General features: G+C 50.7%; 14 protein-coding genes and 1 rRNA gene. 9 read left to right on the top strand and 6 right to left on the bottom strand.

Annotation, left to right across the window (positions count from 1 at the left end):
* Nucleotides 1–41: 41 nt before the first annotated feature.
* Nucleotides 42–157, top strand: a 5S ribosomal RNA gene (gene rrf / locus J9880_RS07535).
* Nucleotides 158–245: 88 nt separating this feature from the next.
* Here rrf and mobB read toward each other — a convergent pair.
* Both mobB and mobA read right to left on the bottom strand, forming a co-directional pair.
* Entirely contained in the window at nucleotides 246–770 is a 525-nt protein-coding gene (gene mobB / locus J9880_RS07530) for a molybdopterin-guanine dinucleotide biosynthesis protein MobB (protein ID WP_095924067.1), read from the bottom strand.
* Complete coding sequence (gene mobA / locus J9880_RS07525) at nucleotides 770–1,354, bottom strand: molybdenum cofactor guanylyltransferase MobA (protein ID WP_131693841.1); 585 nt, start codon at nucleotides 1,352–1,354, stop codon at nucleotides 770–772. The genes mobB and mobA overlap by 1 nt, the downstream gene beginning before the upstream one ends.
* A 152-nt stretch (nucleotides 1,355–1,506) precedes the next feature.
* Between mobA and J9880_RS07520 the strand changes: the two genes are divergently transcribed.
* The 5 genes from J9880_RS07520 (at nucleotide 1,507) to J9880_RS25240 (ending at nucleotide 6,931) form a co-directional block, all read left to right on the top strand.
* Nucleotides 1,507–1,776, top strand: coding sequence for a YihD family protein (locus J9880_RS07520; RefSeq protein WP_095924069.1), 270 nt, complete (start codon nucleotides 1,507–1,509; stop codon nucleotides 1,774–1,776).
* Between the two features lie 92 nt (nucleotides 1,777–1,868).
* A complete protein-coding gene (locus tag J9880_RS07515; RefSeq protein WP_095924070.1) occupies nucleotides 1,869–2,855 on the top strand; it encodes a serine/threonine protein kinase in 987 nt (328 codons plus the stop codon).
* Nucleotides 2,856–2,901: 46 nt separating this feature from the next.
* Nucleotides 2,902–3,525, top strand: coding sequence for a thiol:disulfide interchange protein DsbA (gene dsbA / locus J9880_RS07510; protein ID WP_056777623.1), 624 nt, complete (start codon nucleotides 2,902–2,904; stop codon nucleotides 3,523–3,525).
* 389 nt (nucleotides 3,526–3,914) lie between these two features.
* On the top strand, nucleotides 3,915–6,719 hold the full coding sequence (gene polA, locus J9880_RS07505) for a DNA polymerase I (RefSeq protein ID WP_119823954.1): 2,805 nt from the start codon (nucleotides 3,915–3,917) through the stop codon (nucleotides 6,717–6,719).
* A gap of 164 nt (nucleotides 6,720–6,883) precedes the next feature.
* Nucleotides 6,884–6,931, top strand: a complete 48-nt coding sequence (locus J9880_RS25240; protein WP_071892919.1) for a spot 42 RNA, inhibition of DNA synthesis — start codon at nucleotides 6,884–6,886, stop codon at nucleotides 6,929–6,931.
* A 147-nt stretch (nucleotides 6,932–7,078) separates the two neighbouring features.
* Here J9880_RS25240 and yihA read toward each other — a convergent pair whose 3' ends face one another.
* Nucleotides 7,079–7,729, bottom strand: coding sequence for a ribosome biogenesis GTP-binding protein YihA/YsxC (yihA, locus tag J9880_RS07500; RefSeq protein ID WP_095924073.1), 651 nt, complete (start codon nucleotides 7,727–7,729; stop codon nucleotides 7,079–7,081).
* Between the two features lie 580 nt (nucleotides 7,730–8,309).
* Here yihA and yihI point away from each other — a divergent pair.
* Nucleotides 8,310–8,861 (top strand): Der GTPase-activating protein YihI, encoded by a 552-nt coding sequence (gene yihI / locus J9880_RS07495; protein WP_119823949.1) that lies wholly within the window; start codon nucleotides 8,310–8,312, stop codon nucleotides 8,859–8,861.
* 187 nt (nucleotides 8,862–9,048) lie between these two features.
* Entirely contained in the window at nucleotides 9,049–10,422 is a 1,374-nt protein-coding gene (gene hemN, locus J9880_RS07490) for an oxygen-independent coproporphyrinogen III oxidase (protein ID WP_232770272.1), read from the top strand.
* Between the two features lie 67 nt (nucleotides 10,423–10,489).
* Here the strand turns inward: hemN and glnG are convergent, their stop codons facing one another.
* From glnG to glnA, 3 genes are all read right to left on the bottom strand, one after another.
* The gene (gene glnG / locus J9880_RS07485; RefSeq protein WP_095924078.1) at nucleotides 10,490–11,902 is read right to left on the bottom strand and encodes a nitrogen regulation protein NR(I); all 1,413 of its coding nucleotides are present in this window, start codon (nucleotides 11,900–11,902) and stop codon (nucleotides 10,490–10,492) included.
* 7 nt (nucleotides 11,903–11,909) lie between these two features.
* Entirely contained in the window at nucleotides 11,910–12,959 is a 1,050-nt protein-coding gene (gene glnL, locus J9880_RS07480; RefSeq protein ID WP_013577653.1) for a nitrogen regulation protein NR(II), read from the bottom strand.
* 267 nt (nucleotides 12,960–13,226) lie between these two features.
* Complete coding sequence (gene glnA / locus J9880_RS07475) at nucleotides 13,227–14,636, bottom strand: glutamate--ammonia ligase (RefSeq protein WP_232770271.1); 1,410 nt, start codon at nucleotides 14,634–14,636, stop codon at nucleotides 13,227–13,229.
* Between the two features lie 457 nt (nucleotides 14,637–15,093).
* On the opposite strand from glnA, the gene typA reads away from it, so the two are divergent.
* A complete protein-coding gene (gene typA / locus J9880_RS07470) occupies nucleotides 15,094–16,917 on the top strand; it encodes a ribosome-dependent GTPase TypA (RefSeq protein WP_095924079.1) in 1,824 nt (607 codons plus the stop codon).

The raw sequence follows: 16,917 nt of genomic DNA, 5'->3' as shown, positions 1-16,917 counted from the left end.
AGAACTCATGACACGATGCGGTATGAATGAAACAGAATTTGCCTGGCGGCAGTAGCGCGGTGGTCCCACCTGACCCCATGCCGAACTCAGAAGTGAAACGCCGTAGCGCCGATGGTAGTGTGGGGTCTCCCCATGCGAGAGTAGGGAACTGCCAGGCATCAAATAAGTGGAAAGCCCTGTACTGACGTACAGGGCTTTTTGCTATGGAGGATTTGACGATTCAAACGACCTTAATCGCGTTGTTTTTACTGTCTTGCCAGCCAACGGACAATAAACTCCCCAACTTCTTCTATTTCATTGATATTCATAAGGCTAACTGTCGTTGGTATATCCTCTGGCTGACAATCACTGGCCACCGCAATAACATGAATATCCATTAACTGCTCCAGCGATTTTCCTGTCCCTTTCCTGTGAAGCACAATTTTGTCGATATCTTCGTGCTTGAACCCTTCAACGAGGATCATATCCAGATTATCGCTGTCAAAACGTGTTGCGAGATACCTGAGATTGAGCGGGTCTTGCTGCGGTGTTTCCGTCATTAATGCCCACCGGCTGTCACTGGCAACCATAGTCTGGTCTGCACCGGCTTTACGCAGCTCAAAACTGTCTTTCCCGGGAGTATCAACGTCAACATCATGATGAGTGTGCTTTATCAAACCTGTACGTATGCTGCGCTGACGTAGCCAGGGGATGAGTTGTTTGAGTAATGTCGTTTTCCCCGTTCCGCTGTAAGCGGTGATCCCCAGCAAAGGTATATGGTTTATGATCATCAGGATAAGTCCAGGTTGTTAATTTCCCAGAGTGCCACCTCTTCAGGCGTATTGAGATTGCAAAACGCGGCAGAGTCGTTGAACAATACGGCTTTGGCACCAATCTGATGAAAGAAAATCATTAATTTCCGCTCACCCTTCTCCAGATATGATTTCAGCTCAGGTATCAGATCACGGTTCAGCAGGCAAAGTGTCGGGTGTTCTCGTTCAGGATCACGGGCATAAACGGCTTTCTGATCCGCAGCGTTTTCCTGAAAGGTTTCTGCCAGGTTAGCCGGGAAAGCGGGCACATCGCAGGGAACGAAAAGAACCCATTCCGTTTTACTGACAGTTAATGCGGCAAGCATGCCAGCCAGTGGACCTGAAAAATCCGCCGTAATATCCTGAAAGGTCTGAAATTCACGGCCATAACGATCCGCATTTTGATTGCAGCTGATCAAGATCTCGCCGACGTGCGGACGCAACCGCTCTGCAATGTATTCAAATAAAGGCTTTCCCTTTACTTCTACCAGCCCTTTATCTTGCCCCATCCGGCTCGAACGCCCACCCGCTAAAATAACGCCGGTAATGTTGTCCATACTCATTATGTTTACCTGCAGAAACGTCTATATTCCTTTCATTGTAACGCCTTCGTCAGGGGCGGGCTGGTTTAACTTTTACATCGTAAGCTTGTCCTTTCCCTGATGAAATAACCCTGTTATTTTTAGGGTCTGTCACTCAGTGGAGAGGGAATATCATGAAAGAACATCGCGTAAATGAGTTGATCGAGCTGCTTCATCCGGCCTGGAAAGAAGACTGTGATCTTAACCTGATGGAGTTTATTCAAAAGCTGGCAACGGAATGTGGCTATCAGGGATCTTTAGGAGAACTGAGCGATGATACGTTGATTTATCATCTGAAAATGCGCGGTACTGACAGCACCACGGAAATCCCGGGTCTGAAGAAAGATTATGAGGATGACTTCAAAACCGCCATTTTGCGTGCCCGTGGCGTGATTAAAGATTGATGTAAACTTATGTGAACTTCATGCGAACCGCGAAAAATAGATGATACTATTTCCCATTATCATTTTTCTGTGCGGCTAATCCGAATGAAGTTATGAACAATTCAGCTTTTAATTTTCAGGCATTGTCGCCGGATCTTATCCTTGATGCGTTAGAGAGCGTCGGTCTGATTGCTGAGTCCGGCCTCACTGCATTAAATAGCTATGAAAACCGTGTCTACCAGTTTTTGGGTGAAGACAGAAAACGCTATGTGGTGAAGTTCTACCGGCCGGAACGCTGGAGTGAAGAACAAATTCACGAAGAGCATCGTTTTTCACTCGATATGGCTGATGCCGAAATACCTGCTGTTGCCCCTCTTTCTATTAATGACAATACACTTCATCACTATCAGGGTTATATGTTTACTGTGTTCCCAAGTGTCGGGGGGCGTCAGTACGAAATAGACAATCTTGATCAGCTGGAATGGGTGGGACGTTTCCTTGGGCGCATCCATCAGGTCGGCAGCGAAAGCCTTTTCACCGCACGGCCGACGATCGGTCTGGATGAATACCTTTACCGGCCGCGGGAAGTCCTGGCGGAGTGTTCCCTTATTCCCAAAAGTTTACGTGAGCCGTTTTTTGCTGCAACAGATAACCTGATCGCCACGACAGGCGAATTCTGGCACACCGACTGGCAGCCCCTGCGGCTGCATGGCGATTGCCATCCGGGGAATATTCTGTGGCGCGATGGCCCGTTGTTTGTGGATATGGATGATGCCCGCAATGGCCCGGCAATTCAGGATCTCTGGATGTTGCTGCATGGCGACCAAAATGAGCAAAGGCTCCAGCTGGACATATTGCTGGAAGCTTATGGAGAGTTTGCTGAGTTAGATACCCGTGAGCTGTCTTTGATTGAACCGCTGCGTGCTATGCGCATGGTTTATTATCTGGCCTGGGTTGCCCGTCGCTGGGAGGATCCGGCGTTTCCTAAAAGTTTTCCCTGGATGCAGGATGAAGACTTCTGGCGTGGTCAGATAGCCGCTTTTACTGAGCAAGTTAAGAAATTACAGGCACCTCCTTTACAGTTGATGCCAATGTATTGAGTCACGATTAACGTTCGAAGTTTAATTAAATGGAGATAGGCTTTATATGAAAAAGATATTCCTGGCACTGGTTGGTATGGTCATGGCCTTCAGTGTATCTGCCGCGCAATTTTCTGATGGTGCGCAGTACGTTACTTTAGATAAAACCGTTGCTAATGAGCCACAGGTTCTTGAGTTCTTCTCATTTTATTGCCCGCACTGTTACCAGTTCGAACAAGTCTGGCATGTGTCTGACAGCATTCGTAAGAACCTGCCAAAAGATGTTAAATATACCAAGTATCACGTTGAGTTCCTGGGCCCATTAGGCAAGCAATTAACTCAGGCATGGGCTGTCGCTATTGCTTTGGGCGTTGAAGACAAAGTCAGTCCGCTGATGTTTGATGCCGTCCAGAAACAACAGTCTGTACAGAATGCTGATGATATCCGTAAAGTCTTTATTCAGGCGGGTGTCAAAGGCGAAGATTACGATGCTGCACTGAACAGCTTCGTCGTGAAATCCCTGGTTGTTCAACAGGAGAAAGCGGCGGCGGATCTGGGGCTGCAAGGCGTCCCCTCTGTATTTGTGAACGGCAAATATATGGTTAAAAATGACGGGCTTGATACCAGTTCAATGGATATGTACGTCAAACAATATTCTGATGTGATCAATTTCTTAGCGACAAAAAAATAAGACATTGTCATCTCAACACCAGCCTTCGGGCTGGTGTTATATTCTCAGGAAATTTAAAGCTGAAAAATGATAACGGCAGAAAATATATTTAGGAGTGGCCCGAGTTATTCCCTCAAAAATATTACTATCCACAATCGCTATTAAGCTTCTATTACACCAATATTTCATAAATCGCCCTGATAACCTGATGATACCAGTAGCGAAAATGTTGGCATATTCTCTCCCTGCGATCCGATAATAATTTCCTATAAAAACTATTCACAAAGTTATCCACAGGGTGATCCTTCGAGATCCCTCGCAACTTCGCAATGAATTTCCTTCTCAAGGTTCGTCTTTCCCGCTGGCTATGGCATCCTTAGGGCATGTCTGATCACGAATAAAGAAGAGTTATGGCCCAGATAGCAGAAAACCCCTTAATCCTGGTGGACGGTTCGTCCTACCTTTATCGCGCTTACCATGCGTTTCCTCCGCTGACCAACTCTGCGGGCGAACCGACCGGCGCGATGTACGGTGTGCTGAATATGTTGCGCAGTCTGTTGCTGCAATACACACCAAGCCATGTTGCAGTGGTTTTTGACGCGAAAGGCAAAACCTTCCGTGACGAACTCTTCGAACAGTACAAATCGCATCGCCCTCCGATGCCTGATGATTTGCGCTCTCAAATTGAGCCCCTTCATCAGATGGTCAGGGCAATGGGTTTACCATTGCTGATGGTCTCGGGTGTGGAAGCGGATGACGTGATTGGTACGCTGGCCCTCGAAGCAGAGAAAGCCGGGCATGCGGTTCTGATCAGTACCGGTGATAAAGATATGGCACAGCTGGTAACCCCGGGAGTGACATTAATTAACACCATGAACAATGCGATTCTGGGGCCAGATGAAGTTGTTGAAAAGTACGGTGTACCGCCTTCACTGATTATTGATTTCCTCGCGCTGATGGGCGATTCCTCGGACAATATTCCTGGCGTGCCGGGCGTGGGTGAAAAGACCGCACAGGCTCTGTTGCAGGGCATTGGGGGTCTTGATGACTTATATGCGGATCTCGATAAAGTGTCGACGCTGACTTTCCGTGGTTCAAAAACCATGGCCGCTAAGCTCGCGGAAAACAAAGACGTTGCCTATCTCTCTTACCAGCTGGCAACCATCAAAACGGACGTGAAGCTGGATCTGACCTGCGCAGAACTGACCGTTTCAGAACCGGATGCGGATGAACTTCACCAGTTATTTGGTCGTTATGAATTTAAGCGCTGGCTGGCTGATGTCGAATCCGGCACCTGGCTGACCAGTAAAAAGTCGGCGGGTAAAGCGCCTTCAGCAGCGAAAAAGAAAGCTGCCGATCAGGAAACTGCCTCCGCGGTATCGGTCGAACCTAACCAACTTTCTCAGGACGGTTACGTCACCATTTTGGATCAGGCGACGCTGGATGAATGGATCGGTCATCTGAAAGCCTCTGAGGTATTTGCCTTCGATACTGAAACGGATGGTCTGGATACGCTGACGGCCAATCTCATCGGTTTATCTTTTGCGACGCAAGCAGGCAAAGCCGCCTATTTGCCAGTCGCTCATGATTATCTGGACGCGCCGGTACAGCTGGATCGCGATGACGTATTGAAACAGCTCAAACCTGTGCTTGAAGATGAAAAACAGCTGAAAGTGGGTCAGAACCTGAAGTTTGATCGCGGCGTTTTACTGCGTTACGACATTGAATTAAAAGGTATAGCCTTCGATACCATGCTCGAGTCTTATGTGCTCGACAGCGTATCTGGCCGTCACGATATGGACAGCCTTGCCGATCGCTATCTGGGACATAAAACGGTGAGCTTTGAAGAAATTGCCGGCAAAGGGAAAAACCAGCTTACCTTCAACCAAATCGCACTGGAGCAAGCGGCACCGTATGCGGCGGAAGATGCGGACGTCACATTGCAGTTGCATCAGGCACTCTGGCCCCGGATTGCGGAAAGTGAATCCCTGAAAAAAGTCTTCACGGATATTGAAATGCCGCTGGTGCCCGTGTTGTCTCATATCGAACGTACCGGTGTTCTGATTGATCAGAATATCCTCGCCGCCCATTCAAAAGAGCTGGCGATCCGCCTGAATGAGCTGGAAAACAAGGCGCATGAGCTGGCAGAAGAACCTTTCAATCTGTCCTCAACCAAACAGTTGCAGGCCATTCTGTATGAAAAACAGAAACTGCCGATCCTGAAGAAAACGCCGGGTGGTGCGCCTTCGACTAATGAAGAAGTTCTGGCTGAACTGGCTCTGGATTACCCGCTGCCAAAAGTCATTCTTGAATATCGTGGTCTGGCAAAACTGAAATCGACGTACACCGACAAACTGCCATTGATGATCAATCCGCAGTCCGGGCGCGTGCATACGTCTTATCATCAGGCGGTAACGGCCACCGGTCGTCTGTCTTCCAGTGATCCCAATCTGCAAAACATTCCGGTGCGTAATGACGAAGGTCGCCGTATTCGTCAGGCGTTTATCGCGCCTAAGGATTACATCATCCTGGCTGCCGACTATTCGCAGATCGAACTGCGCATCATGGCGCATTTATCGAAAGATGAAGGTTTGCTGAAAGCGTTCGCCGAGGGGAAAGACATCCACCGCGCAACGGCTGCAGAAGTCTTCGGCACGCCGCTGGAGAAGGTTTCTGGCGAGCAACGCCGCAGTGCGAAAGCGATTAACTTCGGCCTGATTTATGGCATGAGCGCCTTTGGTCTGTCACGTCAGCTGAATATCCCGCGCAAAGAATCCCAGCGTTATATGGATTTATACTTTGAGCGCTATCCGGGCGTGCTGGAATACATGGAGCGTACCCGCGCTCAGGCGTCGGAACAGGGGTATGTTGAAACGCTGGATGGTCGCCGCCTGTATCTGCCGGACATTAAATCCAGCAACGCCATGCGCCGTAAAGGTGCTGAGCGTGCAGCGATTAATGCCCCGATGCAGGGGACCGCGGCTGACATTATCAAACGTGCCATGATCAGCGTCGATGCCTGGCTGAAACAACCGGATGCACCGCGTGCCCGCATCATCATGCAGGTACACGATGAATTGGTGTTTGAAGTGCATAAGGATGATGTTGAAGCAGCAAGCGAAACAATCCGCAACCTGATGGAATCAAGCATGACGCTGGCCGTGCCGTTGAAAGTTGACGTGGGTACCGGTGAAAACTGGGATCAGGCTCACTAAGTGAATAGTTATTAAGCTTTTTTTGTAATTAAGCTACAGGATTATGGGCTCAGACCATGAAGGTGATCGCATAATCCGCGATTTTTGTGTAAGTAAACTACAAAAAGTTCTTTTTCCCCATCAGGAAATAGGGTAAAGTTTCTCTTGTAGGGTACAGAGGTAAGATGTTCTATCTTTCAGACCTTTTACTTCACGTAATCGGATTTGGCTGAATATTTTAGCCGCCCCAGGCATTTATGTCTGGGGCGTTTTTTATTGGATTTTCGTCGGTTTTTACCCACAAAAGCCCATTAAAAAGGGCGACCCTGCGGCCACCCTTTCTGTTCTTAACTTACATTTTCCCTTACGGGAGGGCGCAATTATTCGCCTTCGTCGGACAGCGCTTCTTCCAGCACTTCCGGTGGGATTTCGCTGAACCAGGTGTTCAGTTTGTCACTCAGTTTATCCACGCCCATTTTCTTCGGTGACGAGAACGCTTCGACCTGAATGTCGCCCATGAATTCCTTCACAGCTTCGCGAACCATTTTGATCTGCGCCTGACGTGCGCCTGAAGCCAGTTTGTCGGCTTTAGTCAGCAGCAACATCACCGGTGTACCGACATCCACTGCCCACTGAATCATTTGCTGATCGAGATCTTTCAGCGGATGGCGGATATCCATCAACACAACCAGACCTTTCAGCGAGTTGCGCATTTGCAGATATTCGCCCAGCGCACGCTGCCATTTGCGTTTCATTTCTTCCGGCACTTCCGCGTAGCCATAACCCGGCAAGTCGACCAGGCGAATACCCGGTTTCACTTCAAACAGGTTGATAAGCTGGGTGCGGCCCGGTGTTTTACTGGTACGTGCAAGGCTTTTTTGCTGCGTCAGGGTATTCAGTGCGCTGGATTTGCCGGCGTTTGAACGACCAGCAAATGCGACTTCAATGCCTGCGTCAGATGGCAAATGCCGGATATCCGGGGCGCTCATGACGAAATGGGTCATATGATAGTTGTAAGTTTGGCTGGTCAAAGCGTGCGTCTCCGTGAGGCATGAGTATCTGGCTGGCGATTATAACTGCAACTGCGCCGTGATGTGTTCGTGTTTTTAAAATCCGAATGATGAGGCGAAGGGACCACAGAGATGAAGGCGGGGGAAAATTGCCTTCATGATGTAAGACATTTGCTATTCATGATGCGGGTTATTTCGCTTGTTTTAACGCTGTATTTTTTAATGTCATTCAATTTCAATAAGATAAAATTAAGGCGCTCTCTGCACCTTAAACACAGCTGGCGGGTATCTTGAGCCTTTGTGTCAGTCGGGTAAAGTAATTCTTACGCGATGAAGGCAAGCAGGGAAACACGGACGATAATTGCATTCAGGGATCACGGGAAATGCATCGCGATTTAGGGATGAACGGAGCCGGAGGCTCTGAAAGGCAAAGGAAAAACCGGGACGTTGACGCTATACAGGGAAAGTGTTTGATGAACATCCTTCTCATGAAGGAAAGAAAAAGGCAGCAAGGTTACCTTGCTGCCTTTTTTCTTTGCCCGCTTTCTGCTAGATTCCGCCGCAAATCTATACTAAATGTACACACCTAAGAGCAGATGCCATGAAACAGCCAGCGAAAGCACCGCGCGCCAATACCGCGACAGCGAAAACGAAGAAGAAAAGTCGTGTAGAGCTTGATATCGAAGCGCGCGAACGCAAGCGTGATAACAAGCGCCGTGGCCATAAAGCAGGCTCCCGCGCGAACCCGGATGCGGCTCAGAACCAGAACGGCGCAGGCGCGAAAAAAGCCGATCCGCGTATCGGCAGTAAAAAAGCCGTGCCATTGATCGTTGAGACCGTCACGAACAATGCAGCGAAAGCGAAGAAAGCCGCACAGCCGAAGCAAGATCCAAAACCGAAGATGACGCCGGAAGAAGAACTGACGTTACTTGAGAACGATGAGCGTCTGGATTCCTTGCTGGATCTCATCGACGATGGCAAAGCGTTAAGCGCAGAAGATCAGGCTTATGTTGACCAGACTCTGGATCGCATCGACGTTCTGATGGAAATCCTCGGCATTGAACTCGGCGACGACGAAGATGACGAAGAAGAAGTGAAGAACGAAGACATGATGCAGTTGCTCAAGCGCGGGAACCCGAAAGAAGGTTTCTAAGCCATGCGCTGGGTTATCCCGGCAATAGCCTTACTCTTTGCATGTTATCTGCTTTGGTTATTCGGTAAACTACGCCGGTTATCGAAAACCAAAGCACGTTTGCGCAGAGCGACCTTTGCACGGCAGGCCCCAAGCCTGCCTGTAAGGCGACCCGGCAGCATCCGACGCCGGAAGGAGTAAGTCACCTATGTCAGAACAGACCACCGTCTGGGATTTAGCGCTGATCCAGAAGTACAATTATTCGGGCCCGCGATACACATCCTATCCCACAGCACTTGAGTTCAGTGAAAGCTACGACAACATCGCTTTCGAAAATGCGGCCGCCCGTTATCCGGCGCGTACGCTCTCATTGTATGTGCACATTCCTTTCTGCCATAAACTCTGCTACTTCTGCGGCTGCAATAAACTGGTCACACGCCAGCAGCATAAAGCCGAAGAATATCTTAACGTGCTTGAAAAAGAGATCAGCCACCGTGCACCGCTCTTTAAAGGCCGTCAGGTCAGTCAGCTGCACTGGGGCGGTGGTACACCGACTTACCTCAATAAAGCGCAGATAAGCCGTCTGATGGGCCTTCTGCGGGCACACTTTGATATCCTGCCCGATGCAGAAATGTCACTGGAAGTGGATCCTCGTGAAATCGAGCTGGATGTGCTCGATCACCTGCGCAGCGAAGGTTTTAATCGCCTGAGCATGGGCGTTCAGGATTTCAATAAAGAAGTGCAGCGTCTGGTGAACCGCGAGCAGGATGAAGACTTCATCTTTGCTCTGATGGAACGCGCCCGCGCGCTGGGTTTCAATTCGACCAATATCGACCTGATCTACGGGCTGCCGAAACAAACGGCGGAGAGTTTTGCCTACACACTGCAACGCGTGGCTGAGCTTAATCCCGACCGGCTGAGCGTATTCAACTATGCGCATATGCCAAAATTGTTTGCTGCTCAGCGTAAAATCAAAGATGCCGATTTACCCGGCGCGGAAGAGAAACTGAAAATTCTGCAGGAAACCATCGCCTCGCTGACCGCCTCCGGTTACCGTTTTATCGGCATGGATCACTTTGCCCGTCCTGATGATGAACTGGCGGTTGCCCAGCGAGAAGGCAAACTGCACCGCAATTTCCAGGGCTATACCACTCAGGGCGACAGCGATTTGCTGGGGATGGGCGTTTCGGCGATCAGCATGCTCGGCGATACCTACGCGCAGAACGAAAAAGATCTCAAAACGTATTACGCCAGAGTGGAAGAGCAGGGGAATGCGTTATGGCGCGGTCTGGAAATGACCGATGATGACTGCCTGCGCCGCGACGTGATCAAATCGCTGATCTGCCATTTTGAACTGAATTTCGCTGATATCGAACAGCGTTACGGCCTTCAGTTTACCGACTATTTTGCCGACGATCTGGCGCTGCTGAAGCCGCTGGCAGAAGACGGGCTGGTTGAGGTGAGCGACACGCATATTCAGGTGACGCCGCGCGGACGTTTGCTGATCCGCAATATCTGTATGTGTTTTGATATTTATCTGCGCCGTCAGGTGCGTCAGCAGCAGTTCTCCCGCGTGATCTGATTTTCTTCGCTGAGCAAAGCAAAACAGCCGCATAAGCGGCTGTTTTGCTGTCTGGTACACAGAAGGATTATTCCATGCCCAGTTCTTTCAGCTTACGGGTCAGGGTATTGCGTCCCCAGCCCAGCAACCGTGCGGCTTCCTGTTTATGTCCCTGAGTGTGGCGCAGCGCCGTGGTCAGTAACGTACGCTCCATTTCAGGTTGTGCTTCTGACAGCAGGTTTTGATGACCGGAACGCAGGGCGCGGTCTGCCCATTGTGCCAGCAGCGTTGCCCAGCTGTCCGGCAGACTCTGACCGCCGGTTTCCGGGGCTGACGTCTCAAACAGTTCGCTGGGCAGATCCTGAATCAGCACTTCCTGACCCGCTGCCATCACGGTGAGCCAGCGACAGGTATTTTCCAGCTGGCGCACGTTGCCTTGCCACGGCAGACGCGTCAGTGCGGTTTCCGTTTCCGGATGCAGGTTTTTCGCTTCCACTCCCAGTTCTTTGGCTGCCACTTGCAGGAAGTAACGCGCCAGACGCGGAATGTCTTCACGGCGTTCGCGCAGCGGTGGCAGATGGACGCGGATAACGTTCAGGCGATGGAATAAATCCTCACGGAATTTGCCTTCCTGTACCCGCAGTTCCAGATTCTGGTGCGTCGCGGCGATGATTCGCACATCCACTTTCACCGGCGCATAACCGCCCACACGGTAGAACTGACCATCTGCCAGCACGCGCAGCAGACGGGTTTGCACGTCGAGTGGCATATCACCGATTTCATCGAGGAACAGCGTGCCGTTATCGGCCTGCTCAAAACGCCCCTGACGAATGGTATTGGCACCGGTAAATGCCCCTTTCTCGTGGCCGAATAATTCGGATTCGATCAGGTCTTTCGGGATTGCCGCCATGTTCAGCGCGATAAAGGGCGCTTTGGCGCGCGGGCTGTGACGGTGTAAAGCATGCGCGACCAGTTCTTTACCTGTACCGGATTCCCCGTTAATCAGCACGCTGATGGAAGAGCGGGACAAACGGCCGATGATGCGGAACACGTCCTGCATGGCTGGCGCTTCGCCGATAATGTCGGCAGTCGGGCCACTTGCCGGCTGGCTGCGTGCCGGTTGCTGTTGTTCCTGATAATGACTGATGGCGCGTTCAACCAGTGCCACGGCTTCGTCAATGTCGAACGGTTTTGGCAGATAATCAAAGGCACCTTGCTGATAGGCGCTGACTGCGGCATCCAGATCGGAATGCGCTGTCATTATGATGACCGGAAGCATCGGGTGACGTTGTTTAATCTGCTTTAACAGGGCTAAACCGTCCATCCCGGGCATACGGATATCCGATAACAACACGTCAGGGGTTTGAGTCGCAATGGCATCAAGCACTTCATTGCCGCTGTCAAACGTGGTGCAGGTTAAACCGGCTCCAGTGAGCGCACGTTCAAGTACCCAGCGGATGGAGCTATCGTCATCGACGATCCAGACTATCCCTCGTTGCATAAGAACCTCACTGGCGAATAGGCAGGAAAACCGAGAATTCGGTATGTCCTGGCCAACTGTTAAATTCAACTTTACCCGAATGCTGATCAATCAAACTGCGCGCGATAGACAGGCCCAAACCGGTGCCCCCTTCGCGGCCACTGACCATGGGGTAAAAAAGGGTGTCCTGCAAATGCGCCGGAACGCCGGGGCCGTCATCTTCAATATCGATACGGGCCACCAGGCGGTAACGCACGCCATGTAACGTGATCTGGAAAGCGGTACGTGTGCGTAATGTAATTGTGCCGCCTTCCTCCCCCAGCGCCTGCAAGGCATTGCGGGTAATATTTAACAAAATCTGTTCTATCTGATCGGGATCGTGTGCCAGCTCCGGCAGGCTCGGGTCATAGTCCCGCACCAGCTGAACATTATCCGGCTTCTCCATCGATACCAGCTGGCAAACCCGTTCCGCCACCTGATGGATACTTTGCGTCACATGCTGGCTCGGACGTTGCGGCCCAAGCAATCTGTCCACCAGATTACGCAGACGGTCAGCCTGCTCGATAATGACTTTGGTGTATTCCAGCAAGGCTGGATCAGGCAGCGCTCTGGATAACAATTGCGCGGCACCGCGTAATCCGCCGAGCGGATTCTTTATCTCGTGCGCCAGACCGCGGATCAAATCACGCGCAGCAACCTGTTGAGCATGCTGCAATTGTTCCTGACTCAGGCGACGCTGATTATCCATCGGCGCCAGTTCCACCAGAATGAAACCTTCCGGCAGCATCTGCGCGGTCAGCGACAACACATGCGCACGACCGTCAACCACCAGCGTCACTTCACTGTCTGTAAAGCCCTGTCCGGCTGTCAGACTTTCACGCATTAACTCGATGTTCAGCGAAAAATATCCCACCAGTTCTGGCAAAGGGGTGCCAAAAAGCTTTCGGGAACTTTGCGCCAGTAACTGCTGAGCCGCCGGATTGGCGTAATGCACCGCCAGTTCGTCGTCCAACAGCAGAACGCTGTTGATTAAGGAATTCAGGATCTGCCCAGCATCGGGCAGTTTGCCAGTTGCCATACCGCAGTCTCCCGCACCTGATTGGTGCATTTTATCTCGCTACCCGGGGAAATCACGGGCCTGAGGGGTTAAGCAGGAAAGAGTGTGGAGAAAAAAGCCCATCCGGAGATGGGCTGAAAGTTTCCACGGCAACAAATATAAATCGTCATACTTAATTTTGACGCTGAAGGAGTTGTTAACGCCGTCCTCCAGTCGGGTATTTCTCTCAGCGCCGGTCGGAAAACCGGCGCTGAGTTCAGGTTCAATTAAAAATCAAACGCTGTTTTTTTAGACGCTATAGTACAGTTCGAACTCAACCGGATGCGGAGTCATACGCACGCGGTCCATTTCTTCTTTACGCAGACCGATGTAAGCATCGATAGCGTCGTCAGTGAACACGCCACCACGGGTCAGGAACTCGCGGTCTTCGTTCAGTGCGTTCAGTGCTTCTTCCAGTGAACCTGCAACTTTTGGAATTTCTGCTTCTTCTTCCGGCGGCAGGTCATACAGGTTTTTGTCCATCGCATCGCCAGGGTGGATCTTGTTGATGATACCGTCGAGGCCAGCCATCATCAGTGCAGCAAACGCCAGGTATGGGTTAGCCGCTGGATCAGGGAAACGTGCTTCGATACGCATCGCTTTTGGCGTTGATACGTGTGGAATACGGATGGATGCAGAACGGTTACGCGCGGAGTAAGCCAGCATCACTGGCGCTTCGTAGCCCGGGACCAGACGCTTGTAAGAGTTGGTGGTCGGGTTAGCGTAGGCGTTGATTGCTTTAGCGTGTTTGATGATACCGCCGATGTAGAACAGTGCCATTTCAGACAGGCCGCCGTATTTGTCGCCAGCGAACAGGTTGTTACCGTTCTTGGACAGAGACATGTGGCAGTGCATACCTGAACCGTTATCGCCAAACATTGGTTTTGGCATGAAGGTCGCGGTTTTGCCAAATGCGTGAGCCACGTTGTGAACCACGTATTTGTAGATTTGGATTTCGTCGGCTTTCTTGGTCAGGGTGTTGAAGCGGGTTGCCACTTCGTTCTGACCTGCAGTTGCCACTTCGTGGTGGTGAGCTTCAACAACCAGACCCATTTCTTCCATGGTCAGACACATGGTAGAGCGCAGATCCTGGGAGGAGTCGACCGGAGGAACCGGGAAGTAACCGCCTTTCACTGCAGGACGGTGGCCTTTGTTGCCGCCTTCGTATTTGGTGTTGGAGTTCCATGCGCCTTCGATATCATCGATAGCCACGTGAGAACCGGAGATGCTGCTGCCGAAGCGCACATCATCAAACAGGAAGAATTCTGGCTCTGGCCCGAACAGAACGGTGTCCGCGATACCGGAAGAACGCAGGAAGTCTTCTGCACGTTTTGCGGTAGAGCGTGGGTCGCGGTCATAACCTTGCAGCGTAGTTGGCTCAAGGATGTCGCAACGAATGATCAGGGTGGTTTCTTCGTAGAATGGGTCCAGAACAGCAGTGCTCGCATCTGGCATCAATACCATGTCAGATTCGTTAATGCCTTTCCAGCCACCGATTGAAGAGCCATCAAACATTTTGCCTTCTTCGAAGAAGTCAGCGCTAACCTGGTGTGCAGGAATGGTGACGTGCTGTTCTTTGCCTTTGGTATCAGTGAAACGTAAATCTACGAATTTCACTTCATGCTCATTCAGCATCGTCAAAACGTGTTCAGCGGACATACTAGTTCTCCCGAATTTCTCATTATCGTCGTGGAACGAATAACCATTTTTGGTCTTTAGTTGGAAATAACAGCTTTACTTGAACTGGCGTGTGGACTGAACAGCGCTATTATTTGACTGGTCAGACGCTTCACCCTGTAAAAACTTTTTTTTACCCTAAAAACTATTAGCGAAAAGTGTGCCAACTTTGAGAAAATGCAAACAACGCCATTTTACAGGGCTCTTGCACTCGATAAGTATGCACCATAACGGAATTTCTGCACTATAATGGTGCTAACTCTGAGATGCATGGCACCAAAACGGTGCGTCATAATGGTTCAGTGGTCTTTTTGCACCGTGAAAGGGATCACAAAGTAACCATCCATAAGTTGTTTCATCAAGATCCTTGTGATCTTGTTTAGAACCTCGCTTAATACGTGTACAATAGCGCGCTATTTCTAATGCCTGAGGCAAAGCTGTGATCGAAAATTTGCGTAACATCGCCATTATTGCCCACGTTGACCATGGTAAAACCACCCTGGTCGACAAGCTGCTGCAACAATCCGGTACTTTCGGAGAGCGTGTAGAAGCCACTGAACGCGTAATGGACTCCAACGATTTGGAGAAAGAGCGTGGGATTACCATCCTCGCAAAAAACACCGCCATTAATTGGAAAGACTACCGCATCAACATCGTGGATACCCCAGGACACGCCGATTTCGGCGGTGAGGTAGAGCGTGTGATGTCAATGGTCGACTCGGTGCTGCTGGTTGTGGATGCAATGGATGGCCCAATGCCGCAAACCCGTTTCGTGACCAAAAAAGCCTTCGCTAATGGTCTGAAACCGATCGTGGTAATCAACAAGGTTGACCGCCCTGGCGCGCGTCCTGACTGGGTTGTTGATCAGGTCTTCGACCTGTTCGTTAACCTGGACGCAACCGACGAACAACTCGATTTCCCAATCATCTATGCATCAGCATTGATGGGTATCGCGGGTAACGACCATAACGATATGGCCGAAGACATGACCCCGCTGTATCAGGCGATCGTTGACCACGTATCTCCGCCACAAGTTGAGATGGATGCACCTTTCCAGATGCAAATCTCTCAGCTGGACTACAACAACTATGTTGGCGTCATCGGCATCGGCCGCATCAAACGCGGTACCGTTAAGCCTAACCAGCAGATCACTGTCATCGACAGCGAAGGCAAAACCCGTAACGGTAAAGTCGGTAAAGTTCTGACCCACATGGGTCTTGAGCGTATCGAAGCGGCCGTTGCTGAAGCGGGCGACATCATCGCCATCACCGGCCTGGGCGAACTGAACATCTCCGACACTATCTGTGATCCGGCGAATGTTGAAGCTCTGCCAGCGCTGAGCGTTGATGAACCAACAGTAACCATGTACTTCAACGTCAACACCTCTCCGTTCTGTGGTAAAGAAGGTAAGTATGTGACTTCACGTCAGATCCTTGACCGTCTGAACAAAGAACTGGTGCACAACGTTGCCTTGCGTGTTGAAGAAACTGAAGATGCTGATGCATTCCGCGTTTCAGGCCGTGGTGAACTTCACCTGTCGGTTCTGATCGAAAACATGCGTCGCGAAGGTTTCGAGCTGGCGGTTTCCCGTCCTAAAGTAATCAACCGTAAAATCGATGGCCGCATGCAAGAGCCATTCGAGAACGTGACACTGGATATCGAAGAGCAACACCAGGGTTCTGTCATGCAGGCCATGGGTGAGCGTAAAGGCGATGTCAAAGACATGATCCCAGACGGCAAAGGTCGTATCCGTCTTGATTACCTGATCCCAGCACGTGGCCTGATCGGCTTCCGTACCGAATTCATGACCATGACTTCCGGTACCGGTCTGCTGTACTCCACGTTCAGCCACTACGATGACGTTCGTCCGGGCGAAATCGGCCAGCGTCAGAACGGCGTGCTGATCTCCAACGGTCAGGGTAAAGCTGTTGCGTTCGCACTGTTCAGCCTGCAAGACCGCGGTAAATTGTTCCTGGGCCACGGCGCAGAAGTGTATGAAGGCCAGATCATCGGTATTCACTCACGTTCTAACGACCTGACCGTGAACTGCCTGACCGGTAAGAAACTGACCAACATGCGTGCGTCCGGTACTGACGAAGCAACGACTCTGGTTCCTGCTATCAAAATGTCTCTGGAGCAAGCTCTGGAATTCATCGATGATGACGAACTGGTCGAAGTGACTCCTCAGTCTGTACGTATCCGTAAACGTCACCTGACCGAGAACGATCGTAAACGTGCAATGCGTGGCCCTAAAGAAGGTTAA

The organism is Rahnella victoriana (assembly GCF_021276285.1).
Taxonomy (GTDB): Bacteria; Pseudomonadota; Gammaproteobacteria; order Enterobacterales; family Enterobacteriaceae; genus Rahnella; species Rahnella victoriana.
The sequence above is the reverse complement of the archived record's forward strand: the minus strand, read 5'-3'. Positions and strand labels throughout refer to the sequence as shown.